The 24,240-nt window shown below is 66.4% G+C and carries 25 protein-coding genes; 18 read left to right on the top strand and 7 right to left on the bottom strand.

The annotated features are described in order from the left end of the window. Window position 1 precedes the first annotated feature (1 nt). On the bottom strand, window positions 2–967 hold the full coding sequence (locus AXYL_RS17015) for a Bug family tripartite tricarboxylate transporter substrate binding protein (protein ID WP_013394062.1): 966 nt from the start codon (window positions 965–967) through the stop codon (window positions 2–4). A 49-nt stretch (window positions 968–1,016) separates the two neighbouring features. Next, window positions 1,017–2,258, bottom strand: a complete 1,242-nt coding sequence (locus tag AXYL_RS17010) for a CaiB/BaiF CoA transferase family protein (RefSeq protein WP_013394061.1) — start codon at window positions 2,256–2,258, stop codon at window positions 1,017–1,019. 254 nt (window positions 2,259–2,512) lie between these two features. Between AXYL_RS17010 and AXYL_RS17005 the strand changes: the two genes are divergently transcribed. The 5 genes from AXYL_RS17005 (at window position 2,513) to AXYL_RS16985 (ending at window position 6,632) form a co-directional block, all read left to right on the top strand. Next, the gene (locus tag AXYL_RS17005; RefSeq protein ID WP_013394060.1) at window positions 2,513–3,283 is read left to right on the top strand and encodes an ABC transporter ATP-binding protein; all 771 of its coding nucleotides are present in this window, start codon (window positions 2,513–2,515) and stop codon (window positions 3,281–3,283) included. Window positions 3,284–3,354: 71 nt separating this feature from the next. Then, the gene (locus tag AXYL_RS17000; RefSeq protein ID WP_013394059.1) at window positions 3,355–4,353 is read left to right on the top strand and encodes an ABC transporter substrate-binding protein; all 999 of its coding nucleotides are present in this window, start codon (window positions 3,355–3,357) and stop codon (window positions 4,351–4,353) included. After that, on the top strand, window positions 4,350–5,123 hold the full coding sequence (locus tag AXYL_RS16995; protein WP_013394058.1) for an ABC transporter permease: 774 nt from the start codon (window positions 4,350–4,352) through the stop codon (window positions 5,121–5,123). Before AXYL_RS17000 ends, AXYL_RS16995 begins: the two co-directional genes overlap by 4 nt. Before the next feature lie 18 nt (window positions 5,124–5,141). After that, a complete protein-coding gene (locus AXYL_RS16990; protein WP_013394057.1) occupies window positions 5,142–5,948 on the top strand; it encodes a transporter substrate-binding domain-containing protein in 807 nt (268 codons plus the stop codon). A gap of 90 nt (window positions 5,949–6,038) precedes the next feature. Beyond that, window positions 6,039–6,632, top strand: coding sequence for an IMPACT family protein (locus tag AXYL_RS16985; protein ID WP_013394056.1), 594 nt, complete (start codon window positions 6,039–6,041; stop codon window positions 6,630–6,632). Window positions 6,633–6,708: 76 nt separating this feature from the next. Here the strand turns inward: AXYL_RS16985 and AXYL_RS16980 are convergent, their stop codons facing one another. The 3 genes from AXYL_RS16980 to AXYL_RS16970 all read right to left on the bottom strand — a co-directional run bounded on the left by AXYL_RS16980 (window position 6,709) and on the right by AXYL_RS16970 (window position 9,769). Further along, window positions 6,709–7,083: a thioredoxin family protein gene (locus tag AXYL_RS16980; RefSeq protein ID WP_013394055.1), complete on the bottom strand. Its 375-nt coding sequence runs from the start codon at window positions 7,081–7,083 to the stop codon at window positions 6,709–6,711. Between the two features lie 167 nt (window positions 7,084–7,250). Beyond that, the gene (locus AXYL_RS16975; protein WP_013394054.1) at window positions 7,251–8,267 is read right to left on the bottom strand and encodes an LLM class flavin-dependent oxidoreductase; all 1,017 of its coding nucleotides are present in this window, start codon (window positions 8,265–8,267) and stop codon (window positions 7,251–7,253) included. 209 nt (window positions 8,268–8,476) lie between these two features. After that, a complete protein-coding gene (locus AXYL_RS16970; protein WP_013394053.1) occupies window positions 8,477–9,769 on the bottom strand; it encodes an NCS2 family permease in 1,293 nt (430 codons plus the stop codon). A 110-nt stretch (window positions 9,770–9,879) separates the two neighbouring features. Between AXYL_RS16970 and tsaD the strand changes: the two genes are divergently transcribed. Further along, window positions 9,880–10,911 (top strand): tRNA (adenosine(37)-N6)-threonylcarbamoyltransferase complex transferase subunit TsaD, encoded by a 1,032-nt coding sequence (gene tsaD, locus AXYL_RS16965; protein WP_013394052.1) that lies wholly within the window; start codon window positions 9,880–9,882, stop codon window positions 10,909–10,911. A gap of 46 nt (window positions 10,912–10,957) precedes the next feature. Here the strand turns inward: tsaD and plsY are convergent, their stop codons facing one another. Further along, entirely contained in the window at window positions 10,958–11,599 is a 642-nt protein-coding gene (gene plsY / locus AXYL_RS16960; protein WP_013394051.1) for a glycerol-3-phosphate 1-O-acyltransferase PlsY, read from the bottom strand. Window positions 11,600–11,787: 188 nt separating this feature from the next. Between plsY and surE the strand changes: the two genes are divergently transcribed. The 9 genes from surE (at window position 11,788) to rlmD (ending at window position 20,864) form a co-directional block, all read left to right on the top strand. Continuing rightward, window positions 11,788–12,546, top strand: coding sequence for a 5'/3'-nucleotidase SurE (gene surE / locus AXYL_RS16955; protein ID WP_013394050.1), 759 nt, complete (start codon window positions 11,788–11,790; stop codon window positions 12,544–12,546). Next, entirely contained in the window at window positions 12,531–13,355 is an 825-nt protein-coding gene (locus AXYL_RS16950; RefSeq protein ID WP_013394049.1) for a protein-L-isoaspartate(D-aspartate) O-methyltransferase, read from the top strand. The genes surE and AXYL_RS16950 overlap by 16 nt, the downstream gene beginning before the upstream one ends. Before the next feature lie 17 nt (window positions 13,356–13,372). Continuing rightward, window positions 13,373–14,227, top strand: a complete 855-nt coding sequence (locus tag AXYL_RS16945) for a peptidoglycan DD-metalloendopeptidase family protein (RefSeq protein WP_013394048.1) — start codon at window positions 13,373–13,375, stop codon at window positions 14,225–14,227. Continuing rightward, complete coding sequence (locus AXYL_RS16940) at window positions 14,224–15,003, top strand: 3'-5' exonuclease (RefSeq protein ID WP_013394047.1); 780 nt, start codon at window positions 14,224–14,226, stop codon at window positions 15,001–15,003. The genes AXYL_RS16945 and AXYL_RS16940 overlap by 4 nt, the downstream gene beginning before the upstream one ends. A 181-nt stretch (window positions 15,004–15,184) precedes the next feature. Further along, on the top strand, window positions 15,185–15,790 hold the full coding sequence (locus AXYL_RS16935) for a hypothetical protein (RefSeq protein ID WP_013394046.1): 606 nt from the start codon (window positions 15,185–15,187) through the stop codon (window positions 15,788–15,790). A gap of 355 nt (window positions 15,791–16,145) precedes the next feature. After that, a complete protein-coding gene (locus AXYL_RS16930) occupies window positions 16,146–16,898 on the top strand; it encodes a TorF family putative porin (RefSeq protein WP_013394045.1) in 753 nt (250 codons plus the stop codon). Between the two features lie 145 nt (window positions 16,899–17,043). After that, window positions 17,044–17,964 carry a LysR substrate-binding domain-containing protein gene (locus AXYL_RS16925; protein ID WP_013394044.1) on the top strand — a complete coding sequence of 307 codons (921 nt, stop codon included), beginning with the start codon at window positions 17,044–17,046 and terminating at the stop codon, window positions 17,962–17,964. A 203-nt stretch (window positions 17,965–18,167) separates the two neighbouring features. Then, complete coding sequence (locus AXYL_RS16920) at window positions 18,168–19,268, top strand: MFS transporter (RefSeq protein ID WP_237709905.1); 1,101 nt, start codon at window positions 18,168–18,170, stop codon at window positions 19,266–19,268. A 102-nt stretch (window positions 19,269–19,370) separates the two neighbouring features. Next, on the top strand, window positions 19,371–20,864 hold the full coding sequence (gene rlmD / locus AXYL_RS16915; RefSeq protein ID WP_013394042.1) for a 23S rRNA (uracil(1939)-C(5))-methyltransferase RlmD: 1,494 nt from the start codon (window positions 19,371–19,373) through the stop codon (window positions 20,862–20,864). A gap of 21 nt (window positions 20,865–20,885) precedes the next feature. On the opposite strand, the gene cueR is transcribed toward rlmD, so the two are convergent. After that, complete coding sequence (gene cueR / locus AXYL_RS16910; RefSeq protein WP_013394041.1) at window positions 20,886–21,278, bottom strand: Cu(I)-responsive transcriptional regulator; 393 nt, start codon at window positions 21,276–21,278, stop codon at window positions 20,886–20,888. Between the two features lie 124 nt (window positions 21,279–21,402). On the opposite strand from cueR, the gene AXYL_RS16905 reads away from it, so the two are divergent. The 3 genes from AXYL_RS16905 to AXYL_RS16895 all read left to right on the top strand — a co-directional run bounded on the left by AXYL_RS16905 (window position 21,403) and on the right by AXYL_RS16895 (window position 24,166). Next, complete coding sequence (locus AXYL_RS16905) at window positions 21,403–21,603, top strand: heavy-metal-associated domain-containing protein (RefSeq protein WP_013394040.1); 201 nt, start codon at window positions 21,403–21,405, stop codon at window positions 21,601–21,603. A 176-nt stretch (window positions 21,604–21,779) separates the two neighbouring features. Then, window positions 21,780–22,508 (top strand): glutathione peroxidase, encoded by a 729-nt coding sequence (locus AXYL_RS16900; protein WP_013394039.1) that lies wholly within the window; start codon window positions 21,780–21,782, stop codon window positions 22,506–22,508. Window positions 22,509–22,729: 221 nt separating this feature from the next. After that, the gene (locus tag AXYL_RS16895; protein ID WP_013394038.1) at window positions 22,730–24,166 is read left to right on the top strand and encodes a dihydrolipoyl dehydrogenase; all 1,437 of its coding nucleotides are present in this window, start codon (window positions 22,730–22,732) and stop codon (window positions 24,164–24,166) included. Window positions 24,167–24,240 lie beyond the last annotated feature (74 nt).

Raw genomic sequence — 24,240 nt, 5'->3', positions numbered from 1 at the left:
CTTACTGGGCCTTCAGGCCCAGGTCGCGGGCGACCGGCAGCCAGCGGTCGCGCTCTGCCTGCACGAAGGCGGCGAACACCTGGGCGTCGCCCGGCATGGACACAGCGCCGATCTGCGTGAGCTTGCGTTGCAATTCCGGCTGCTGCAGCGCCTGGTTCACGCCGCGGTTCATGCTCTGGACGACGGCGGGCTGCGTGTCGGCGGGCGCCACCAGTCCGAACCAGGCGCTGGCGTCCATGCCGGCATAGCCCAGCTCGGCGGCGGTGGGCACGTCGGGCAGGCCGGCGAAGCGCTTGTCGTCGAGCACGGCGAAGGGGCGGATCTTGCCGGCCTGCGCCTGCGCCATGCTGGAGGGCAACGCGTCGAACATCATGTCGGTGCTGCTGCCCATCAGGCCAACGATGGCGGGCGCGCTGCCCTGGTAGGGCACATGCGTGACCTGGAAGCCCAGCTTGCTGACGGCGTACTCGCCGGCAAGATAGGTGATGTTGCCGGTGCCGGCCGAACCCATCGTCAGCTTGCCGGGGGACTGCTTGCCCAGGGCGATCAGCGCCTTCACGTCGCGCGCCGGCAGGTCGTGCCGCACCACCAGCAGGAGCGGCGACTTGGCCAGCCCCGAGACCGGCACGAAGTCCTTGGCCGGGTTGTAGGTCATCTTCGCGTATAGCGCCTGGTTTATGACCAGCGGCGCGTTGGAGCCGACGAAGAAGGTCTTGCCGTCAGGCTTGGCGCGGGCGACGTAGTCCGCGGCGATCATGCCGGCGGCGCCCGGCTTGTTCTCGACGATGATGGTCTCGCCGCCGCCCTTGCTCATTTCCTGCGCCACCAGGCGCGTGATCTGGTCGGCGGCGCCGCCAGGCGGATAGGGCACGATGAAGCGGACCGGGCCGTCCTGGGCCAACGCGGGCGCGGCCGCGACGGCCGCCAGTGTCAGGGCGCCGCAGACCGCGGCGGTAATGATGCGCATGGTGGTGTCTCCTGGGTTGTTGTCATGGCCGCCTGTCCGGCGGCTGGGGTCAGATGATTCCGCGGGTTTTAAGCTCGGCGATGCGGCTGTCGTCCAGGCCCAGCCGTTCGCGCAGCACACTGTCGGTGTGCTGGCCCAGGGTGGGCGCGGCCCGGTCGTAGCGCATGGGGGTGTCGCGCATGCGGATGGGATTGGCCACGGCCGGCGTGTCCACGCCCGCGGCGTGGGGCAGCGATAGCTGCATGCCGCGATGGCGCACGTGTGGGTCCTGGAAGACTTGCTCGATGTTGTAGATGGGGCCGCAGGGCACGTTCACCGCCTGCAGTATTTCCACCCATTCCAGCATGGTGCGCGCGCGCATGGCCTCGGCGATCGGCGGGATCAGCGTGTCGCGGTTGCGGTTGCGCTGTCCGGCCGTGGCGTAGCGTTCATCGGCGGCCAGGTCGGCGCGGCCGATGGCGCCGCAGAATGCGCGGTACTGGCCGTCATTGCCGACAGCGACGATGACCGAGCCTTCCTTGCAGGCGAACACCTGGTAGGGAACCATGTTGGAATGGGCATTGCCCATGCGCTGCGGCACCCGTCCGGACAGGAAGTAGTTGATGGCCTGGTAAGACGAGATCGTGATCACGCAGTCCAGCAACGACATGTCGATGTATTGCCCCACGCCGCTGACGCGGCGGTGCTCGACCGCGGCCAGTATGGCTGTGCTGGCATAGACGCCCGTCAGCAGGTCGGTGATCGCAATGCCGGATTTCATCGGCTCGCCGGCCGGATCGCCGGTGATGCTCATCAGTCCGCCCATGCCCTGGAACACGAAGTCATAGCCCGGCAGAGGCGCGTAGGGGCCGTCCTGGCCGAAGCCGGTGATCGAGCAATAGATCAGGCGCGGATTGATGGCGCGCAGGCTTTCATAGTCCAGCCCGAAGCGCGCCAGCGTGCCGACCTTGTAGTTCTCGACCAGCACGTCGGAATCTTTGGCCAGTTCCGCAATGAGCGCCTGGCCCTCGGCCGTGGCGAGGTCCACGGTAATCGACCGCTTGCCGCGGTTGGCGCTGAGGAAGTAGGACGAATCCCGGGTTTCGGCGCCGTCGGCGCCGGTCAGGAAGGGAGGCCCCCAGCCGCGCGTGTCGTCACCGTGTTCGGGCCGCTCGACCTTGATCACGTCCGCGCCCATGTCGGCCAGCGTCTGCGTCGCCCATGGGCCGGCCAGCACGCGGGTCAGGTCCAGGATCTTCAAATGGGATAGCGCGCCGCGCGGTTGCGCGGCGGCGGTGTTGTCTCGCTCCATGTTGCTCCGATCGGGGTGGACCCCGTTATGTCTGGGTTCACCTTAATGACGGAGGGGGCAGGGGTCCAATATCGTTTTGCGCGTTATCGATTCGATTTGGCTATTGCGGGTCCCTCTACACTCAGCGCTCCCGACGGGGTTGGACTCGATCCTTATTACGAAAAGAAGTTAAGACATTCAATATTGATAGTTTGGATTCATATAACGAATTGTTAGATTGGAGGCTCATTTTTTGGCCCGCGACGATACGTTCCATGAACCTGACCTTCGACCATGTCCACAAGCACTTCGGCGAACTGCCCGTGGTGGACGGCTTTACCAGTGAAATCAAGGCCGGCGAACTGGTCGCCCTGGTAGGCCCGTCGGGTTGCGGCAAGTCCACCTTGCTGCATCTGGCGGCCGGTCTGGAAAAGCCCACCGAAGGCAGCGTGCTGGCCGACGGCAAGGCGGTCGCAGGCCCCCATCCCAGCCGTACCCTGGTGTTCCAGGAACATGCGCTGTACCCCTGGCTGACGCTGGAAGACAACGTGGCGCTGGCGCTGGAATTCCAGAACACGCCCAAGGCCCGCGCCCGCGAAGCCGCCCGCCAATGGTTGGCGCGCGTCAGCCTGGCCGGCTTCGAACACTATTACCCGCATCAGGTTTCCGGCGGCATGCGCCAGCGCGCCGCGCTGGCGCGGGCCTTCATCGCCCAGCCCCAGACCATGCTGATGGACGAGCCTTTCGGCGCGCTGGACGCGCTGACCAGGCTCAGCCTGCAAGACGTGCTGCGCCAGCTGATCGCCCAGGAAAAGCCCACCGTGCTGCTCGTCACCCACGACGTGGACGAGGCCCTGTTCCTGGCCGACCGCATCATCGTCTTCAGCCCGCGCCCGGCTCGCGTGCTGCGCGAATTCAACCTGGCGCACCGCGAAAAGACCCATGACCTGTCCGGTCTGGCTACCGAGAAGCGCGAGATCCTGCGCCTGCTCGGCATCGCGGTGGACGGCTCCAGCGAGCACGCCGACCTGGCCCTGGCCGCCTGACAGGCCCGATCTGAATCCTTGCTGCCGGCGCCTGCGCGCCGGCCAGCCCTGCATACCCTGGAGCACTTCCCATGAAATTGAAGCAATGGCTGTCCCTGCCGCTGGCCGCGGCGCTGCTGGCGGCGGCCCCCGCCATGGCCGCCGAGAAATTCCGCGTGGGCTATCTGCGCGTGATGGACGATGCGCAAGCCATCGTTGCGCAAGAGGGCGGCTACTACAAGAAGGCCGGGCTGGATTCCGAGCTGATCGAGTTCAAGTCGGGTACCGACCTGATCAAGGCCATCGTCGGCGGCCAGCTGGACATCGGCGTGCTGGGATTCACCAACGCCGTGGCCTGGGCTTCCAAGGGCGCGGACCTGAAGGTCGTGGGCGGCGCGCAGCAGGGCTACCACTCGCTGATCGTGCGCGACGATTCCGGCATCAAGGACATCGCGGGGTTGAAGGGCAAGACCCTGGCGTCCCAAGCCGAAGGCAGCACCGCGGACGTGGTCCTCAAGGGCGTGGTGCTCAAGCAGGGCAATCTGTCCGCCGATGACGTCAACGTGATGGGCGTGAGCCCGGCGGTGGCGGTCCAGTCGCTGGTGGGCAAGCGCGTGGACGCGGCTTTCCTGTTCGAACCCTACGACCGCATCGCGCAGCTGATCGCGCCGGTCAAGCAGATCTACGAAGTGGGCCAGGCCTGGCCGTTCCCTTGCATGGTGGTGATCACCTCTGGCGAAACGCTGGCCAAGCGCAAGGACGACGTCTGGAAGGCGCTGGACGCGCAGAACCAGGCCATCCAGCTGTTGCAGAAGGAACCCGCTCAGGCCTCCAAGCTGATCGCCTCGTATTTCATCGCCGAGCCCACGCTCAAGACCCTGACCCGTGGCGAACTGCCGCGCGAGACCGTCATCGCCGAAGCCATCGGCACGCAGGTCTTCACGCCCAAGCTGACCGACAAGGATACCCGCCGCATGCAGGAAATCGCCGATATCCTGCAAGCCCAGGGTTCGCTGAAGACGCGCGACGGCAAGCCGTATGACGTCTCCAGCATCGTCGACCTGTCCTGGCAAGAGGCTCGCAAGCTTTGAGCGCATCTACCCGAGTCACCGGCGCCCGCAAGCATTTCGCGGGCGTTCTGGGCGTGTTGTTCATCCTGGCCCTGTGGCAACTGGCGGCGTTCGCGCTGCCGGACTTCCTGATGCCGGGCGTGCCTGCGGTCGTCGAGCGCCTGTTCGAGGACCTGGGCAAGCAATCCTTCCACCAGAGCCTGCTGGGTACGCTGGGCCGGCTGGGCGCGGGCTACGGCCTGGCGCTGGCCGCCGGCATCGGCTTCGGTCTGGTGGCGGCGGTGCTGTTCTTCTTCCGCGAAGTCTTGCGCAGCGCCATCGTCATCCTGCAGTCGATTCCGTCGATCGCCTGGGTGCCGCTGTTCCTGATCGTGATGGGCTTTGGCAATACGCCCATCATCGTGGTGGTGGCGCTGTCGGCGTTCTTCCCGGCCGCGCTCAGCGTGATGAACGCCACCGAATCCGTGCAGCGCGTGCACGTGTCGGCGGCGCGCGTCATGGGCGCCACGCGCTGGGGCCTGGTCAAGCGGGTCTATCTGCCGGCCGTCATGCCGGAACTGATCACCGGCGCCCAACTGGCGTTCGGCAATGCCTGGCGCGCGCTGATCTCGGCGGAAATGCTGATCGGCTTCGGCAAGGGCCTGGGTCGCTCGCTGGCTTATTCCGGCGAAATTGCCGACATGACCGGCGTCATGACCAACATCCTGGTCATCGCCGTGTTGGCCGCGCTGATCGACCAGTTCGTGCTTGAAAACCTCAAGCATCGCCTGCTGCGCTATCAGTACGTCTGAGGGCGACAGGAGTCCCGCATGATCGGCCGCATCCGTCTCTTCGTCCTTGGCGCCTGCCTGGCTGCGTCCGGCCTCGCGCAGGCGCAGCCGGAAGCCTTCGCGGCGGCGCGGGCGCGCGGCGAACTGGTGGTGGGAGTGCCTTTCCTGGCGCCGCCGCCCGCGGCCGGCGCCAAGATCCGCACGCCGGACGGCCTGGACGCCGCAATGACCGACAGAGTGGGGCAAAGCTTGGGACTGCCGGTGCGCCTGGTGCAATTGCCGCAGGAGCAGGCCGCTGCTGCGCTGGCGGCAGGGCAGGTTGATCTAGTCCTGACCGACGGCGCGTCGGCCCAGCCCGACGCCGTCGCGACGCAAGCCACGGGCTATGCCGCTCGTCCCAAGGCCGTGATCCGCAGCGATACCAGCCTGCGCCGGCCCGCCGACGTGCGCGGCCGTAGCGTCTGCATGGCCGAGGCCGCAACCGCTTCCCGCGCCCTGGCCGAGAGCTGGGGCGCCGTGGTACGCACCTACCGCGTGCCGTCCGATGCGCTGGTCGCCGTGCGCGAAGGCAGCTGCGACATCGGGCTGGTGGACGATGCGGTCTGGGAACCGCTGGTGCGCTTCCCGGAATGGAAGAAATTTTCCTCGACGCTGGCGGCCGATGGCGCCAGGCGCGAACGCGTGTGGCTGCTGCCGGCGTCCGACTCCGCCAGCCGCAACTGGCTGAGTCAGGAAATGCGTGCCTGGGACCGTGCCGGCGCTTGGAAGGCAATGACGGCGAAATGGGCGCGCGACGTGGCCTTCGACGTGTACCTGGACCAAGAAGTACCTGACTGCCACGGCTAGGCCGGCCTCCTGATTGGCTGCGTCCTGGCGCTGCGAGACGCTCGCTGCGGGCCCTCGGCATGGCACTGGGCGACAGTGTCAGCACATACAATGCCGGTCATGCACACGCTGACCGCTCCTTGCACCTACCAGGAAGACATCAAGAAAAGCCGCTTCGTCGCGTATGCGGCGCCCGTGTCCGGGGTGGACGAAGCCATGCGCTTCTTTGCCCAGCACAGCGATCCGGAAGCGACCCATAACTGCTGGGCCTACCGCATCGGCCAGGAATATCGCTTCAATGACGACGGCGAGCCCGGCGGCACGGCAGGACGTCCCATCCTGCAAGCCATCGAAGGCCAGGACATGGATCGCGTGGCGGTGCTGGTGGTGCGCTGGTACGGGGGTATCAAGCTGGGTGCAGGCGGACTGGTGCGCGCCTACGGTGGCTGCGCCGCCAATTGCCTGCGGCTGGGAGCGCGCACGGAGATCGTGGATCTGGCGACTGTCGCCTGCGCTTGTGGCTTCGGCGAACTGGCGCTGCTGAAGTCGCGCCTGGCTCAGGCGGGCGCGACGATCCTGCAAGAAGATTTCAATGAGGAAGGCGTTGCGCTGCGGTTCACGCTGCCGCGCGCGGCGGTGGCGGATCTGGAGGTGACGGTCGCCAACATCACCCGCGGCCGCGCCGCCTGGGAAGTGGAATCGTAGTACGGATGCCGCGCGTGAAAGCCCAGGCAAGAAGCCAGGCATTCAGCGCGCATGACCCGTCATCATCCGTGCCCGCTCAAGCGTCCTGCCCATTCTGGGCCGCGGCGATTTCCTGGTGGACCTTTTCCATGTCCACTTCCTTGATCTTGGCCAGCAGCTCGTTGAGCTGGCCGCCGGACAGGGCGCCCGGTTGCGAGAACAGCAGGACCTTTTCGCGGAAAACCATCAGGGTCGGGATCGAGCGGATGCCCAGCGCGCCGGCCAGTTCCTGCTCCACGTCCGTGTTGACCTTGGCAAACGTGACGTCGGGGTGCTCGGTGGCGGCCTGCTCGAAAACCGGCGCGAAACCGCGGCACGGGCCGCACCAAGGCGCCCAGAAATCGACGATCAGGGTGCCGTCGGGGGTGATGGCTTCCTGGAAGCTGTCTTTGGTGAGTTCAACAATACTCATTTTGAATCCTTGCCGCGTGAGCGGCGCAAAAGGCGGTGTCGGAGGCCTGGGGTGTGCCGGTCCCGGACCCGATAAGGCGATGCGTTTTCCGTGCTCTTTAAGTCATAGTAGAGCGTGTGGCTGCCGCATCGCAATGGTTGGCGCCCAGGGGGCGCAATCTGCCGCGTTCAGGCCGCGGTGCTTGCCGCGGCGCCGTTTTTCAATGAAGCGACAATCTCGAACGAGCGCAGGCGGTCTGCGATGTCGTAGAAATCCGAGACGATCATGACTTCGTCGGCCTCGGTCTCGGCGACCAGGGCTTCCAGTTCGCGCCGGACGGTATCCGGGCCGCCCACGATGGCGGCGCCCAGTCTTTGTTGGACAGCCTCGCGCTCCCATTCGTTCCACAGGCCGTCCATGCTGTCCACGGGCGGCTGCAGTTGCAGTCGGTTGCCGCGTACCAGCGACAGGAACTTCAGCTGCTGGGTGGTGGCCTGGCGCCTGGCGGCCTCATCGGTTTCGGCGGCCACGACGGGCACGCCTATCATGGCGTAGGGGCGGGCCAGCGTTGCCGATGGCTTGAACAGGTGGCGGTAGAGGCGCATGGCCGCCATGCCTTCGGGCGAGAAATGTCCCGCGAAGGAGAAGGGCAGGCCCAGCTCCGCGGCAAGCCGCGCGCTGAAGTCGCTGGAACCCAGCAGCCAGATCGGAATGTCCAGGCCTTCGCCGGGAATCGCGCGCACCGGTTGCCCGGGGCGCGAGGGCGCCAGGAAGCCGCGCAATTCTTCCACCAGCGCCGGAAACTCCAGTCCGCTGCGAGGACCGCGGCGCAGCGCGTGCTGCGTGGCGCCGTCGCTGCCGGGCGCGCGGCCCAGGCCCAGATCGATGCGGCCGGGGTAGAGCGTTTCCAGGGTGCCGAACTGCTCGGCGATGATCAGCGGCGCGTGGTTGGGCAGCATGACGCCGCCCGAACCCACGCGCAGCGTATTGGTGTGCGAAGCCACGTGGCCGATCAGCACGGCCGTGGCGCTGCTGGCCACGCCGTTGATGTTGTGGTGTTCAGCCAGCCAGAAACGTTTGTAGCCCAGGCGTTCCACGTGCTGCGCGACCGCGACGGTGTTGCGGAAAGCGTCAGCCGCGTCGCGGCCCTGCACAATCGGGGCCAGGTCCAGTACGGAAAAAGGGATGCGGGCCAGGCTGCTCATGCGGACACCTCCGTGCTCGAGGCGGAACAGGACAACAGGGCGGGAACAAAGCGGGTAAGGCGCAAGGCGGACTCCATATGCCGTTATACATGGGGAGTGTATCGGTGAAATCAAGCGGACCCGCCAGCAACCTTATGGTGTGGCGGGTTGATTGAATTGCGCTATCCCGGCGATTGGCGCGCTCTGCGGCGCGGGCCAATCGCCCGTGTCTAGCCTGGGAAGAAGGCGTAGCGGATCACGAACAGCGCCGCGACCAACCAGGTGGCGGGATGCACGTCGCGGATCTTGCCGGTGGCGGTCTTGAGCACCACGTAGCTGATGAAACCGAAGGCGATGCCGTTGGCGATCGAGTACGTGAACGGCATGACCAGCGCGGTCAGCGCGGCCGGGGTGGCTTCGCAGACGTCGTTCCAGTCGATGTCGATCAGTTCGCGCATCATCAGGCCGGCCACATAGAGCAGGGCGGGCGCGGTGGCGTAGGCAGGCACGGCGCCGGCCAGCGGCGAGATGAACAGCGCGGCCAGGAACAGCAGCGCCACGACCAGCGCGGTCAGGCCGGTACGGCCGCCGGCCTGCACGCCGGAGGCGCTTTCCACGTAGGCAGTGGTGCTGCTGGTGCCCAGCATCGAGCCTGCGACAATGGCAGTGCTGTCGGCAAACAAGGCGCGGCCCAGGCGGTTGGGGCGGTTCTCCGGCACCAGGCCGGCGCGCTTGGCCACGCCCACCAGCGTGCCGGTGGCATCGAACACTTCAACCAGCACGAACACCAGGATCACATGCACGAAGCCGCTGTGCAGCGCGCCCAGGATGTCCAGCTTCATGAGCGTGGGCGCCAGGCTGGGCGGTGCGGCGAAGATGCCCTTGAACTCGTTGTAGCCCAGCAGCATCGACAGCAGCGTGACCACGATGATGCCGATCAGGATGGCGCCGCGCACGCGCAGGGCGTCCAGCGCGGCGATGATGAAAAAGCCCAGGATGGCGAACAGCGGTCCGGGCTGGGTCAGGTCGCCCAGCGTGACCTTGGTGGCCGGGTGCGCGACCACGATGTTGGCGCTGGATAGCGCGATAATGGCAAGGAACAGCCCGATGCCCGCGGCGATGGCGCTGCGCAGCGAATGCGGTATGCCCTTGACCAGCCAGACCCGGATGCCCGAGAACGTCAGGAACAGGAAGATCACGCCCGAGATGAACACGGCGCCCAGCGCCTGCTCCCAGGTATAGCCCATGGTCTTGACCACGGTGAATGCGAAGAAGGCGTTCAGGCCCATGCCCGGCGCCATGCCGATCGGCCAGTTGGCGATCAGCGCCATCACCAGCGAGCCCAGCGCGGCGGCCAGGCAGGTGGCGACGAACACGGCATCGCGGTCCATGCCGGTTGACGACAGGATGTCCGGATTGACGAAGATGATGTACGACATCGTCAGGAAAGTCGTCAGGCCGGCGACCAGTTCCGTGCGCGCTGTCGTGCCGTGTTCACGCAGCTTGAATAGCTTCTCGAGCATTCGAGTCCCCAATGTGTTTGCAGGATTGCGGGTTGTTGTAGGCGGGCCGGGTTGCCCGCCGGTTTTTCATAAACGGGCGTATTTTCGCATCAGTTGTAAACTCTGCCGCCATGATTATTCTCGGCTTTGAAAGCTCCTGCGACGAAACCGGTGTCGCAGCCGTCTGTACCGAACGCGGTCTGCTGGCGCACGCGCTGCATACCCAGATCGCCATGCACCAGGAATACGGGGGCGTGGTGCCGGAACTCGCCTCGCGCGACCATATCCGCCGGGTCGTGCCGCTGACGCGGCAGGTCCTGGAAGAAGCCGGCCTGCAGATGTCCGATATCGGCGCGGTCGCCTACACGGCAGGGCCGGGCCTGGCCGGCGCCTTGCTGGTGGGCGCCAGCGTCGCGCAGTCGTTCGCCTGGTCGCGCCATCTGCCCGCCATCGGCATCCATCACCTCGAAGGCCACCTGCTGTCGCCGATGCTGGCGGATCCGCGGCCGGAATTCCCCTTCGTGGCGCTGCTGGTTTCCGGCGGACACACGCAGCTGATGCGGGTGGACGGCGTGGGGCGCTACGAATTGCTGGGCGAAACGCTGGACGACGCGGCGGGCGAGGCCTTCGACAAGTCGGCCAAGCTGATGGGGCTGGGCTATCCGGGCGGGCCGGCGCTGTCCAGGCTGGCCGCCAGCGGGGACGCCGCGCGTTTCGACCTGCCGCGGCCCATGCTGCACAGCGGCGACCTGGACTTCAGCTTCAGTGGCCTGAAAACGGCCGTGCTGACCCGGGTCAAGGCTGCCGAGGCGGCGGGCGGGCTGGACGAACAGGCGCGCGCCAACCTGGCCGCGGCCACGCAGGCCGCCATCGTGGAAGTGCTGGCGGCCAAGGCCATCAAAGCCCTGAAACAGACCGGCCTGAAGCGTCTGGTGGTGGCCGGCGGCGTGGGCGCCAATCAATTGCTGCGCGCCAAGCTGGACGCCGCGCTCAAGCCGCTCAAGGCGCGCGCCTATTTCCCGCCGCTGGAACTGTGCACCGACAACGGCGCCATGATCGCGTTTGCGGCCGCCGAGCGGGTCAAGGCGGGTCTGGCGACCCTGGACCCGGATGCGCACAGCTTCACCGTCAAGCCGCGCTGGGACCTCGCCGACATCGCCTGAAATGAAAGGGCGGCCCTGGGGCCGCCCTGTCACATGCGCGTCTTGCTTATTTCTTCTTGCCGCCGCCAATGCGGCTTTCTGTGCCTTGCACCAGGCGCGTGATGTTGGCGCGGTGGCGGTAGAACAACAGCACGCCGATGATCGCCAGCGCGACGCCCATGGGCGGCTGCGCATACCAGGCCAGGCCCGAGCCGAACACGTAGTACACGGGGGCGAAAAAGGCCGCCACCAGGGATGCCAGCGACGAATAGCGGAAGAACACCGCGACGATGAGCCAGGTGGCGGCAGTGGCGACCGCCAGCCAGGGCTGGATCGCCACCAGCACGCCCAGGGCGGTGGCCACGCCCTTGCCACCCTTGAAGCGCAGGAATATCGGGTACAGATGGCCCAGGAAGGCGGCCAGCGCCACCAGCGCCAGCGCGATCGGGGAGATCCCGGGCGCCAGTTTTTCGGCCAGCCAGATCGCGAACCATCCCTTGGCGGCGTCGCCCAGCAGCGTCAGCGCGGCGGCGGTCTTGTTCCCGGTGCGCAGCACGTTGGTGGCGCCCGGGTTCTTGGAGCCGTAGCTGCGGGGGTCCTGCAGGCCCATGAGCTTGCTGACGACCACGGCGAACGGCACGGAGCCGATCAAGTAGGCCAGCAGGATGAGCGCAGCGCTGAAGACCAGAGAGGGGTCGTTTATCGCCATGAAAGGGGTCCGTTGTTGTTGTGTTGTTACCGTAATGGCTGCGGATTCTACCGCGCCCGGGGCGGGGCCCGGCTACGGGTTATCGAGCGGGATGCCGGCGCCCGTCTGCCAGCAGATCGCACGGATGGCGGCCGCGGACGGTACAATCCGACGCGTTCACCCGCGTTTTATTTTCTTTCGGATGCACAATGCGAATTCTGGTTTCGAACGATGATGGTTACTCCGCCCCCGGGCTCGAGGCGCTGGTTGACGCGCTGCAGGGCCTGGGCGATCTCACCGTCGTCGCGCCCGAGACCAACCATAGCGGCGCGTCCAATTCGCTGACGCTGAACCGGCCGCTGTCGGTGCGCACCGCCTCCAACGGCTACATCGCCGTCAACGGCACCCCGTCAGACTGCGTGCACGTGGCCCTCACCGGTCTTATGGATACCCGGCCCGACCTGGTCGTGTCCGGCATCAACAACGGCGCCAACATGGGCGACGACACCCTCTATTCGGGCACCGTGGCCGCCGCCAGCGAAGGCTATCTGTTCGGCATTCCCGCCATCGCGTTCTCGCTGGCCGAGAAGGGCTGGGCGCACATCGATTCCGCCGCGCGCGCCGCGCGCCTGGTGGTCGAGCGCCACCTTGCCCAACCGCTGGCCGCGCCGGTGCTGCTGAACGTCAACATTCCCAGCCGCCGCTTCGAAGACATGCACGGCTTCGCGGTCACGCGCCTGGGCAAGCGCCATCCCTCGCAGCCGGTGGTGCGCACGACCACGCCGTATGGCGATACCGTCTACTGGATCGGGCCCGTGGGCATGGCGGCCGACGCCACGCCGGGCACGGACTTCCATGCCGTCGAGCAGGGCACCGTGTCAGTCACGCCGCTGCGCCTGGACCTGACCCAGCACAGCCAGCTCGACGAGATCCGGACCTGGGCGGAGCCGCTATGCGCAAACGCGTAAGCCAACCGGATGTGAGCCAGCCCGTGTCCGGGCGCACCGGCCCGGTGCGCTACGACTCGGGCCGGCTCAGTCCTGGCGTCACGCCCGCCAACAGCAATACGCGCATTTCCGCGGCCACGCTGCAACGCCAGACGCAGGCGCCGACGCCGGCGTCCGGCAGCAACCTGGGCCTGAACTCCGACCGCCTGCGCCAGGCCATGGTGGAACGCCTGCGGGCGCAGGGCATTACCGACGAACGCGTGCTCAACGCCATGGGCGCCGTGCCGCGCCATCTGTTCGTCGACGAGGCGCTGGCCAGCCGCGCCTACGAAGACGCGGCGCTGCCCATCGGCCATTCGCAAACCATTTCGCAACCCTGGGTGGTGGCGCGCATGATCGCCGCTGCCTGCGACGACCGCACGCCCACCCGTGTGCTGGAAGTCGGCGCGGGTTGCGGCTACCAGGCAGCGGTGCTCGCGCAGTTCGTGCGCGAGGTCCACACCATCGAACGCATCCGCGGACTGTATGAGTTGGCGCGCGAGCATCTGCGCGCCTTGCGGCTCACCACGAGGATCCGTTTGATCTACGGCGACGGCATGCTGGGCCTGCCCGGCGTGGCGCCGTTCGATGCTATCGTTGTGGCTGCCGCTGGCCTTGCCATCCCGCAGGCGCTGCTGTCTCAGCTCGCGCCGGGTGGCCGCCTGATCGCTCCTGAAGGGGGCGCCAACCAGCGCCTGGTTCTCATCGAACGCACAGGCGCGGCCAGCTGGAAACGCACCGAATTAGAGGCCGTGCGCTTTGTGCCGCTACGGGCCGGAATACAATCTTGAGCAAACAGGAGAAACGTATGCTCAACGGGCAGTTGCAACTGACCGATATCACCCTGGGCGCGTCCATGACGCGCCTGCGCCGCCCGCTCTTCATCGCGGGGGCTCTCAGCCTGTCCATTCTGGCGGGCTGCGCTTCGAAAGGTACTCGCGCCCCGGTGGTCGACATGACCGGCGGGCAACCCGCGCCGGCGACCCAACCCGGCGGCAGCTATGTAGTGAAGCCGGGCGACACGCTGTACAAGATCGCCCGCGCCAACAATGTGGACATCGAGAACGTCAAGCGCTGGAATAACCTCAGCGACCCCAACCAGATCTCGGTCGGCCAGGTCCTGAAGATGTCCGGCGGCGCCAGCGGCGGGGCGCAGACCGCGCCGGTCGCAGGCACCAAGCCGCAGCCGCGTCCGCTGGACCAGCCGGAAACCCTGCCGCCGCCCACTACCGAGACCACCACCCCGCCGCCCACGGCGCCGGTCGAAACCAAGCCCGCCACGCGCGCGGCCGATGCGGCCGTCATCAATTGGGCCTGGCCCGCCAGCGGTCAGATCGTGCAGGGCTTCAACAACAGCAGCAAGGGCATCGACATCGCCGGCGCCTTGGGCGATCCCATCACCGCCGCGGCGGACGGCCTGGTCAAGTACAGCGGCAACGGCGTGCGCGGCCTGGGCAACCTGATCATCGTCGAACACCAGAACGGCTTCATCACCGCTTACGCGCATAACCGCGCGGTGCTGGTGAAGACAGGCCAGACGGTCAAGCGCGGCGCCAAGATCGCCGAACTCGGCCAGAGCGACACCACCTCGCCGCGCCTGCATTTCGAGATCCGCCGCCAAGGCCAGCCGGTGGACCCCATGCAGTACCTGCCTGCCAAATGACGCCCACCCTGGTATTCGACCTGGAAACCATCCCCGATGCCGATGGGCTGCGCAAGCTCAATGGCTGGGGACCCGAGGTTCCTGACCAGGAAGTGGTCGAGCGCGCGCTGACTGCGCGGCGCGAGGCCGTGGGCCATGATTTCCTGCCGTTGCATCTGCACAAGGTGGCGGTGGTGGGCTGCGTGTTCCGCGACGACCAGGGCTTTCGCGTCAAGACGCTGGGCCAGCCCGACGATCCCGAAGCCGCCTTGCTGGCGGGCTTCTTCAAGACCATCGAACGCTACACGCCCAAGCTGGTGAGCTGGAACGGTTCCGGCTTCGACCTGCCGGTGCTGCATTACCGCAGCCTGATCCAGGGTGTGCCCGCGCCGCGCTACTGGGACATGGGCGAGGAAGACCGCGATTTCAAGTTCAACAACTACATCTCGCGCTACCACTCCCGCCATCTGGACCTGATGGACCTGCTGGCCAAGTACAACGGCCGCGCCAATGCGCCGCTGGACGAGCTGGCCAAGCTTTGCGGCTTTCCCGGCAAGCTCGGCATGGATGGCAGCAAGGTGTGGGAGGCCTGGAGCCAAGGCCGCGCCGACGAGGTACGGGCCTATTGCGAAACGGACGTGGTCAACACCTGGCTGGTGTATTGCCGATTCCGTTTCCTGCGCGGCGAACTCGACCGCACTTCCTACGAAGCGGAAATCGCGCTGGTGCGCGACACCCTTAGCGCCAGCGACGCGCCGCACTGGAAGGAATACATGGCGGCCTGGGACGCCAACTGAACGCCTGGGCGGCCTCAAGATCCGTCTGTCGGGAAGCAAGGAAGAAACGGGGCCCGCGCGGCCCCGTTCTTGCGCCTGGCGCCGGCGCAATCGACTGAAACATTGCTTGCTTGGACGAAACCTGGATGAAACCGGGGCAACCGCACAATGGCCTCGCTTTCTTCACTTTCAGGAGACCTACATGTCCCGATTCGCTATCCGCTCCAATTTGGCCGCTCTTGCATTTGTCGCCGCGACGGGCGGCATGGTGGCCGGCTCCGCCATGGCTGCGCCTCCTCCTCCCGCTGACGGCGGTCCCGCCGCCATGCACGATGGCCAGCGCGGCGGCTTCCACAAAGGCATGCGCGACGGCCTCTTCGTTCCCGGCCTGGGTCCCGTGACCAAGGCGCAGGTCGCCGAGCTGAAGCTGGATGACAAGCAGCAGGCCTTGTTCAAGACCGCCCAGGACGGCCAACGCAGCCTGCACGAAGCCATGCGCGCCTCCGGCGGCAAGCGCCACGACCTGTTGAAGGCGCAACTGGACAGCGGCAAGCTGGATCCCCGCGCACTGGTCGAACAGTCCGAAAAATCGCGTGAAGCCTTCGGTCCCCAGGCCAAGCAGGTGCGCGACCAGTGGCTGGCCGTCTGGGACAGCCTGAACGAGACCCAGCGCGGTCAGGTGACCAAGTTCGTCAAGGAGCGCCAGGACCGCATGCAGGAGCGCCACGCCCGCATGGAAGGGCGCCATGGCAAGGGCAGGGCTGAAGCGCCCGCGGCCGCCGCGCCGGCCAAGCCCGCCGCCAACTAAACGTCGCAGCCGGCCTTCCTGGCCGGCCCGGTCGTACTACCCCGGACACGCAGTCGCGTGCCGGGGTTTTTCATTTGCGGACACTGCCGGTGACATGCCCGCCAGCGGCGCCGAACCATGCGGGCGAGGACTCCCCGTTTTGACGCATGAATGCCTGCGCACAGACCTGCGTCTGCACTGTCCTGGTGCGCGGCAGGCGGCGCCGCGGCGCATGCGCGTCGCAATCAGCTTGCGCCGGACCTGGCACGGACATTGCTTGGTGTAGTGGGAACCGGTACGAAATGTTGCCCAGCCGGTCCTGTGGATGCGCTGCGGCCATCCCCCCACTCGACAAATCCGATCAGGACTCCGCACCATGAAGAAGACGTTGCTAGCCGTGCCCCTTGCGTTCGCCGCTTGTTTCGCCGCGGCGGCACAGGCCGAACCCACCGATCTGGGCGGCGGATTCTCGCTCAGCGGCAACGCCGCCATCGTCAGCGACTACCGTTTTCGCGGCTACTCGCAGACCGACTTCCGGCCCGCCGTGCAGCTGGGCTTCGACCTGACCCACAGTTCCGGCTTTTATCTGGGCAACTGGAACTCCAACGTCTCGGACTTCGTTTTCACCGACGGCAACCTGGAGATGGATTTCTATGGCGGCTGGAAGGGCGACGTAGGTGGCGGCTTCACGCTGGACGCGGGCGTGCTGCACTACTACTACCCGGGCTCCAGTTCGCCGAAGGGCGGCAACTACAACAACACCGACCTCTACCTGGGCGCGTCCTACGGCAACTACAGCCTCAAGTACTCCTACACGCCCAGCGACTTCTTCAGCACGCCCGACAGCAAGGGCACCTGGTACCTGGACGGCACGGCCAATTTCGACCTGGGCGACGGCTGGGGCCTGGTCGGCCACCTGGGCTACCAGAAGCTCAAGAACCAGACCAATATGGACGGCGACTCCATGGGCCATTACGTCGACTACAAGGTCGGCGTGACCAAGGACCTGAAGGGCTGGATCCTGGGCCTGGCCGCCGTGGGTGCGACCAAGGACAACTGGCTGCCCACGAAATACGGCCATCCTTCGGGCCGCCTGGGCGCGGTGTTCTCGGTGGCGCGTTCCTTCTGACCTTTATCCGTGGCGGCGCCTGACAGCGCCGGCGTTGGGCTTGCCGTGGGACAGCTGTTGGCGCGCTGTCTACGGCAAGCCTTTTTTTTGCCGGACAAGATAAAAAATATACTGTGGGAATCGAATCAGAACCTCAGGCGTTCCAATGATAGAAACACGCCTATTGCGGCAATTCATCGCGGTGGCCGAAACCCTGCACTTCAACCGCGCCGCACAGCGACTGCACATGGCGCAGCCGCCGCTGAGCCAGGCCATCCGGCGGCTGGAGGCCGAGATAGGCGCAACGCTGTTCGAGCGCACCAACCGCAGCGTCGCGCTGACGCCCGCAGGCGCGGCGTTCCTCGAGACGGCCCGGCGCATCCTGGACGGGCTGGATGAAGGCGTGGCGCGTACCCGGCGGGTGGCGCAGGGCATGGACGGGCATTTGACGATGACCTTCATCAACATCGCGCCCTATGCCTCGTTGCTGCGGGCCTTGCGCGATTTCCGGCTGACGTGCCCCGCAGTGGCGTTCACCCTGCGCGAAGGCACGACGCGAGAGCAGGTCGAGGCCCTGGAGAACGGGACTGCGAATATCGGATTCCTGCGCACGCCGGGCGGCAGCACGCCGGATCTGCGCTTTCAAGCCCTGCTGCGCGAACCCCTCTGCGTGGCCCTCCCGGCAGGTCATCCCCTGGCCTACCAGCCTTCGATCGAACTCGCCAAACTCAAGGATGAAGCGTTTGTCGCGTCGCCCAGAAGCTTGGGGCAGGGCCTGCACGACCAGCTGATCCAGCTATGCCAGACCGCGGGCTTCCGGCCCGTGGTGGCGCAGGAGGCGCGTCAACTGCAGACACTGATTGCACTGGTGGCCGCGGGTTTCGGTATCGCTCTGCTGCCAGGATCGCTGGCCGCGCAACGGCGCGACGACGTCGTCTTTCGCGCCATCGAGAGCGACGCGCCCATGGCGCTGACGCATCTGGACCTGTTGATGGCCTGGAATCCGGAGCGGGCGTCGCCCGCCCGCGACCGTCTGGTCTGCACCATGCAGCAGGCCTTTTCAGACGTTGAAAGTCTTATTTTTTAATAAATAAGATATTTTACGAACCCGCGACAGATCCCTAAGCTCAGTCCCAGGATCCGGCCGAGCGCCTCACAGCGCCTCGCGGTTTGCGCCGGACCTTTCCATTTGAGTCCGGGATCGTCATGCCTGTCGCCGTCTACGTCTTTTCCGTATGCACTTTTGCATTCGGCCTTTCCGAATTTGTCGCGGCCGGCCTGATATCGGCCATGGCCGCAAGCCTTGGCGCCAGCATCGAGGCGGCGGGCGCCTCAATCGCGGTCTACGCCTTGGGGGCAGCCATAGGCGCACCGCTGGTGACCGCGCTGCTCGCGCCCTGGACGGACCGCCGCATCCTGGCGCTAGCCATGGCCGTGCTGGCCGCGGGCAGCGTGCTGATGAGCCTGTCGCCCACTTTGCCGGTCTTGCTGGGCGTGCGTTTTCTGGTGGGACTAGCGCACGGGGTGTTCATGGCGGTGGCGTCGGATGCGGCCGCAAGGCTGGTGCCGGCCCCGCGGGCCGGGCGGGCGCTGTCGGTGGTGTGGATCGGCCTGACGTTGGCTTTGGCGCTGGGGGTGCCGTTAGGCACATTCCTGGGCAGCATCTGGTCGTGGCGTGCCATTTTCGCTGGTGTGGGCGCGTTGGCGCTGGCCGGCGTCATCGGCCTGCTGCGCTTCATGCCGGTGCGCGGGCCGGGCAAGCCGCAGGCGGGCGTGCGGGCTGGCTTGAAGGCGCTGGCGCATCCGCGCATGCTGGCGACGGCCGGAGTGGGCGCCTTGGTCAGTGTGGCGACGTTCAGTTTCTTCACCTTCATCTCTCCCTATCTGCTACAGGTCACGCGGGCGGATGTGCGGTGGCTCAGCGCGGCTATGCTGCTGTTCGGCCTGTGCTCGATTGCTGGCAATCTGTTGGGCGGCTATCTGGCTGACGCGATGGACGGGGATCGCGCCGCGCTGTATGCGCTCGCGGGGTTGACCGTCAACCTGCTGGGACTATATCTGTCGCGGGGTTCCGGGCTGGCGGTGGTGGTGCTGGCCGGCGCGCTGGGCATGGTGTTCTTCTGCATCGTCACCTTGCTGACGCTCCGGCTGCTGAAGCTGGCGCAGCGCCATGTGCCCGAGTCCACGGCGGTAGCGGCCGGCCTGAACATCGCTTCCTTCAATCTTGGAACCGCGGCGGGCGGCGGGCTGGGCAGCCTGACCATCGTCCATGCCGGCCTGGCGTGGCTGCCGCTTGTGGGAGCCGTTGCCGCCGTGGCGGCCATGGCCGCGCTGCGCTTGCAGCGGGCGCGCACGCAGGCCCGGGGCATCGCCCGACAGCCAAGGGGCTAGGGCCGACAGCGGTGCGTTCCGGCCCCGCTACTTCCATTTCCAGGATTGGCCGCAGTCCTTCTACAATAGCGGGTTGCGTGTAATTCTTCTGGACTGCGTGAGATGTCTGACGTTTTGAGTATTGAATCCCTGGACCTGGAAGCCAGGGGTATCGCCCGCCGCGACGGGAAGGTGGTCTTCGTGGAAGGCGCCTTGCCGGGCGAACGGGTTACTACGGTCACGTTGCGCCGCAAGCCGTCCTACGAGATTGCGCGCGTGGACGAGGTGCTGCGGCCTTCGTCGCAGCGGGTGGCGCCGCGCTGCCCGCATTTCGGCGTCTGTGGCGGCTGTGCCATGCAGCACCTGGAGCCCAGCACGCAGGTGGCCATCAAGCAGCGTTCGCTGGAAGACACCTTCTGGCACGTCGGCAAGCTGCGCCCGGCGCGCATCCTGGCGCCGCTGCAAGGCCCGACCTGGGGCTACCGCTATCGCGCCCGCCTGTCGGTGCGCGTGGTGCCGAAGAAGGGCGGAGTGCTGGTCGGCTTCCACGAACGCAAGAGCAGCTACGTGGCTGACATGCGTGAATGCCATGTGCTGCCGCGCCACGTCAGCGACTTGCTGATCCCCTTGCGCGAAATGATCGGCTCCATGTCGGCGCCGGACCGCATGCCGCAGATCGAAGTGTCGCTGGGCGAGGGCGTGACCGCCCTGGTCCTGCGCCATCTGTTGCCGCTGACCGACGGCGACATCGCCATCCTGCGCGCCTTTGCCGCCAAGCACAACGTGCAGTGGTGGCTGCAGTCCAAGGGTCCGGAAACCGTGCATCCGCTGGAGCGCGAGCATGGCGAAACCCTGGCCTACACCATGCCGGAATTCGGCCTGCGCATGCCGTACCGGCCCACCGATTTCACGCAGGTCAACCACGCCATCAACCGCGCCATGGTGTCGCGCGCCCTGAAGCTGCTGGAAGTGCAGACTACCGACCGCGTGGCCGATCTGTTCTGCGGCCTGGGCAACTTCACGCTGCCGCTGGCGACGCAGGGCAAGGAAGCGGTCGGCGTGGAAGGCAGCAAGGCGCTGACCGACCGCGCGTTCGATGCGGCATCGCGCCACGGCCTGGGCGATCGCACCAGCTTCGCCACCCTGAATCTGTTCGAGGTGGACGTGGAATGGCTGCGCGGGCTGGGCTACTTCGACCGCATGCTGATCGATCCGCCGCGCGAAGGCGCGCACGCGGTGGCGCAGGCATTGTCGCTGCTGGAGGCGCACGAGCGTCCCGTGCGCATCGTCTACGTGTCCTGTAACCCGGCCACGCTGGCGCGAGATGCGGCCATCATGGTGCATGAAGGCGGTTATGTACTGAAGAGCGCGGGCGTGATCAACATGTTCCCGCACACGGGCCACGTGGAGTCCATCGCGGTGTTCGAGTCTTTGGACGCCGAAGGCATCGCGATAGTGCGGGAACGGGCGCGCCAGCGCGCCATCCAGGCCGCGGCGGAAGCGGCTGCCGCGGAAGAGGCGAAGGCCGCGGCCGCCGCCGAGAAGGCGGCCGCCAAGCAGGCCGCGACCGAGGCGTACCACGCCAAGGTAGCGGCCGAGGCGCAGGCCCAGGACTGATCGCGTGGGGCCTGGGCCGCTTCAGTGCTTGCAGCTCAGGCCTTCGAGGATGGGGCAGTCCGGCCTGTCGTTGCCCTGGCAGTGCTCGGCCAGATGCTTCAAAGTGGCCGCCATGTCGCGCAGCGCCTCGGCCTTGCGCTCGAGTTCCTGCACGTGCTCCAGCGCGATGCGTTTCACGTCGGCGCTGGCGCGGCTGCGGTCCTTCCACAGCGCCAGCAGCTCATTCATCTGTTCCACCGAGAAGCCCAGGTCGCGCGCGCGGCGCACGAAGCGCAGCGTGTGCAGGTCGTGGTCGCTATACACGCGGTAGCCGGAATCCGTGCGTCCGGCGGGGCTGATGAGGCCGATACTTTCGTAGTAGCGGATCATCTTGGCGGAAATGCCGGAACTCTTGGATGCTTCGCCGATATTCATTGCTGTGCTCCTGTGTAGCCTGACTCCGATTCTACGCTTGACCTTGCCATCATAGGAAGGTTTAAGCTGTTTTCCATGGTGGACGAAATGATGTCCATCACCCTTGAATCCTATGGAGATAACTATGAGCATCGAGTTCCAAGTGGCTGACATGACCTGCGGCCATTGCGCCAAGACCATCACGGCCGCGGTGGCCCAGGCGGCGCCGGGCGCGACTGTCGCGATCGACCTGCCCACGCACCGCGTGACCGTGACCGGAGCCGATGACGCCGACAAGATCGAAGACGCGATCCGTGACGCCGGCTACGCGCCCGTGGCGGTGTAATCTCCCCAGATGCGAGGCCGGGCTATGATAGGTCCGGCCTCGCATCGGTTATTTCTTCATTGCCAAAATCTATCGATCTATTGAATTTATTAAATTTGAATAATTGATAGCAAGGATTTATCATTCTTTCCATGGTGGTTAATCAAACAACCCCGCTACCCCAAGGAGAGATTTGAATGCTGCAAAACCGCGAAGGCCAACGTGTTCCGAACGTAACGTTCCCGGTCCGTGAGGACAACACCTGGAAGAAGGTCACGTCCGACGACCTGTTCAAGAACAAGACCGTCGTGGTCTTTTCGCTGCCCGGCGCTTTCACGCCGACCTGCTCGTCGACCCACCTGCCGCGCTACAACGAACTGGCTCCCGCGTTTTTCGCCGCTGGCGTGGACAGCATCGTCTGCGTCTCGGTCAATGACACCTTCGTCATGAACGAATGGGCCAAGGACCAGGAATCGGCCAACATCACGCTGCTGCCCGACGGCAACGGCGCCTTCACCGAAGGCATGGGCATGCTGGTCGACAAGAGCGACCTGGGCTTCGGCAAGCGCAGCTGGCGCTATTCCATGCTGGTCAAGGACGGCGTGGTCCAGAAGATGTTCATCGAGCCGGAAAAGGAAGGCGACCCGTTTGAAGTGTCGGACGCCGACACCATGCTGGCTCACTTCGCCCCGTCGGCCAAGAAGCCCGACCAGGTGGTCGTGTTCTCCAAGCCGGGCTGCCCGTTCTGCGTGGAAGCCAAGGCGCTGCTGGATGCCAAGGGCTACGCTCCGATCGAGATCCCGCTGGAAAACAAGGTCCGCGGCCGTGTGATCGGCGCCGTGTCCGGCAAGGGCACCGCCCCGCAGGTGTTCATCAACGGTTCGCTGATCGGCGGCCTGGAAGAGCTCAAGGCGCACTTCGCCTAAGCGTCTGCAAACCTGCCGGCTCCTGGGTTCGTCCTGGGGCCGCGCAGGGCGGAAGGGCGGTTCGCCGCCCGCCGCCACCTTCACGAGTTTCCCTTTTTACGCACCTTTGCGCACGGCCCCTCGCGGGCGCTGCGGGACGGCCTACGTCCTGAGGGTGCGCAACAAGGCGGAACCCGCCTTCCTGAATTCCTGCTCCACGCCACATCGGGGGACCCCCAGTCATGAAAACTCTGCATACCGATATCGCCGTCATCGGCGCCGGCACGGCCGGCCTGGCCGCCTATCGCGCCGCCCGCGCCGCGGGCCAGCGCGCGCTGCTGATTGAAGGCGGTCCCTACGGCACCACCTGCGCCCGCGTCGGCTGCATGCCGTCCAAGCTGCTGATCGCCGCTGCCGAAGCGGCTCACAGCGCCGCGCACACCGAGCCCTTCGGCGTGCACGTGGGGGGCGAGATCACGGTGGACGGGGTAGAGGTGATGGACCGCGTCAAGCGCGAGCGCGACCGTTTCGTGGGCTTTGTGCTGGAAGGCGTGGAAAGCATACCCGCCGAGGACAAGCTGCGCGGCTACGCGCGCTTCGTGTCGGACACGGTGCTGCAGGTGGACGAGCACACGGAAGTGCGCGCGTCCCGCGTGGTGATCGCGACCGGCTCGCGCCCCGCGGTGCCGCCGCCGTTCCGCGCGTTGGGCGACCGGCTGGTGCTGAACGACGACGTGTTCGCCTGGGACGATCTGCCGGGACGCGTGGCCGTGTTCGGTCCGGGCGTGATCGGACTGGAACTGGGCCAGGCGCTGGCGCGTCTGGGCGTGGAGGTGCGCGTTTTCGGCGTCAGCGGCAGCCTGGCCGGCATCAGCGATCCGCAAGTGCGCAACACCGCCCGCAAGATCTTCCAGCGCGAGTTCTATCTGGATCCGGACGCCCGCGTGCTCGAGACGACCCGCGTCGGCGATGAAGTGGAAGTCCGCTATGTGGCGCTGGACAATACCGAACGCACCGAACGCTTCGACTATGCGCTGGTGGCCACCGGCCGCCGCGCCAACGTGGACGGGTTGGGGCTGGAAAATACCTCGCTGCAACTGGACAAGCATGGCGTGCCGCTGTTTGACCGCGCAACCATGCAGGCGGGCGACGCGCCCATCTTCATCGCCGGCGATGCCAATGCCGACGCGCCGCTGTTGCACGAAGCGGCCGACGAAGGCCGCATCGCTGGCGAGAACGCCGCCCGCTATCCGGAAGTGCGCCAGGGCCTGCGCCGCGCGCCGCTGGCCGTGGTGTTCTCGGACCCGCAGATCGCCATGGCGGGCCAGGGGCATGCGCGGCTGGTGCCGGGTACCTTCGTGACCGGCGAGGTGGACTTCAGTGACCAGGGCCGTTCGCGCGTCATGCTGAAGAACCGCGGCATGCTGCACGTCTACGCCGATATCGAGACGGGCCGTTTCCTGGGCGCCGAAATGGTCGGCCCCAGCGCCGAGCACATCGGCCACCTGCTGGCCTGGGCCGTGCAGCAGGAACTGACCGTGGCGCGCATGCTGGAGATGCCGTTCTATCACCCCGTGATCGAAGAGGGCCTGCGCACCGCGCTGCGCGACGCGGCGGCCAAGCTGGCCCGGGCGCAAGAGGCGCTGCGCCGTGAAGAGCCGGAAAGCGAAACAGCCTGAGTGCCGCAATAGCGATTGCACGACCTGGCAAGAAAAAAGGCCACGAGTGATCGTGGCCTTTTTTTGCGTTCGGT

This window comes from Achromobacter xylosoxidans A8 (assembly GCF_000165835.1).
In the GTDB taxonomy this organism is placed as follows: Bacteria; Pseudomonadota; Gammaproteobacteria; order Burkholderiales; family Burkholderiaceae_B; genus Achromobacter; species Achromobacter xylosoxidans_B.
This window is presented reverse-complemented; position numbering and strand designations above follow the sequence as displayed.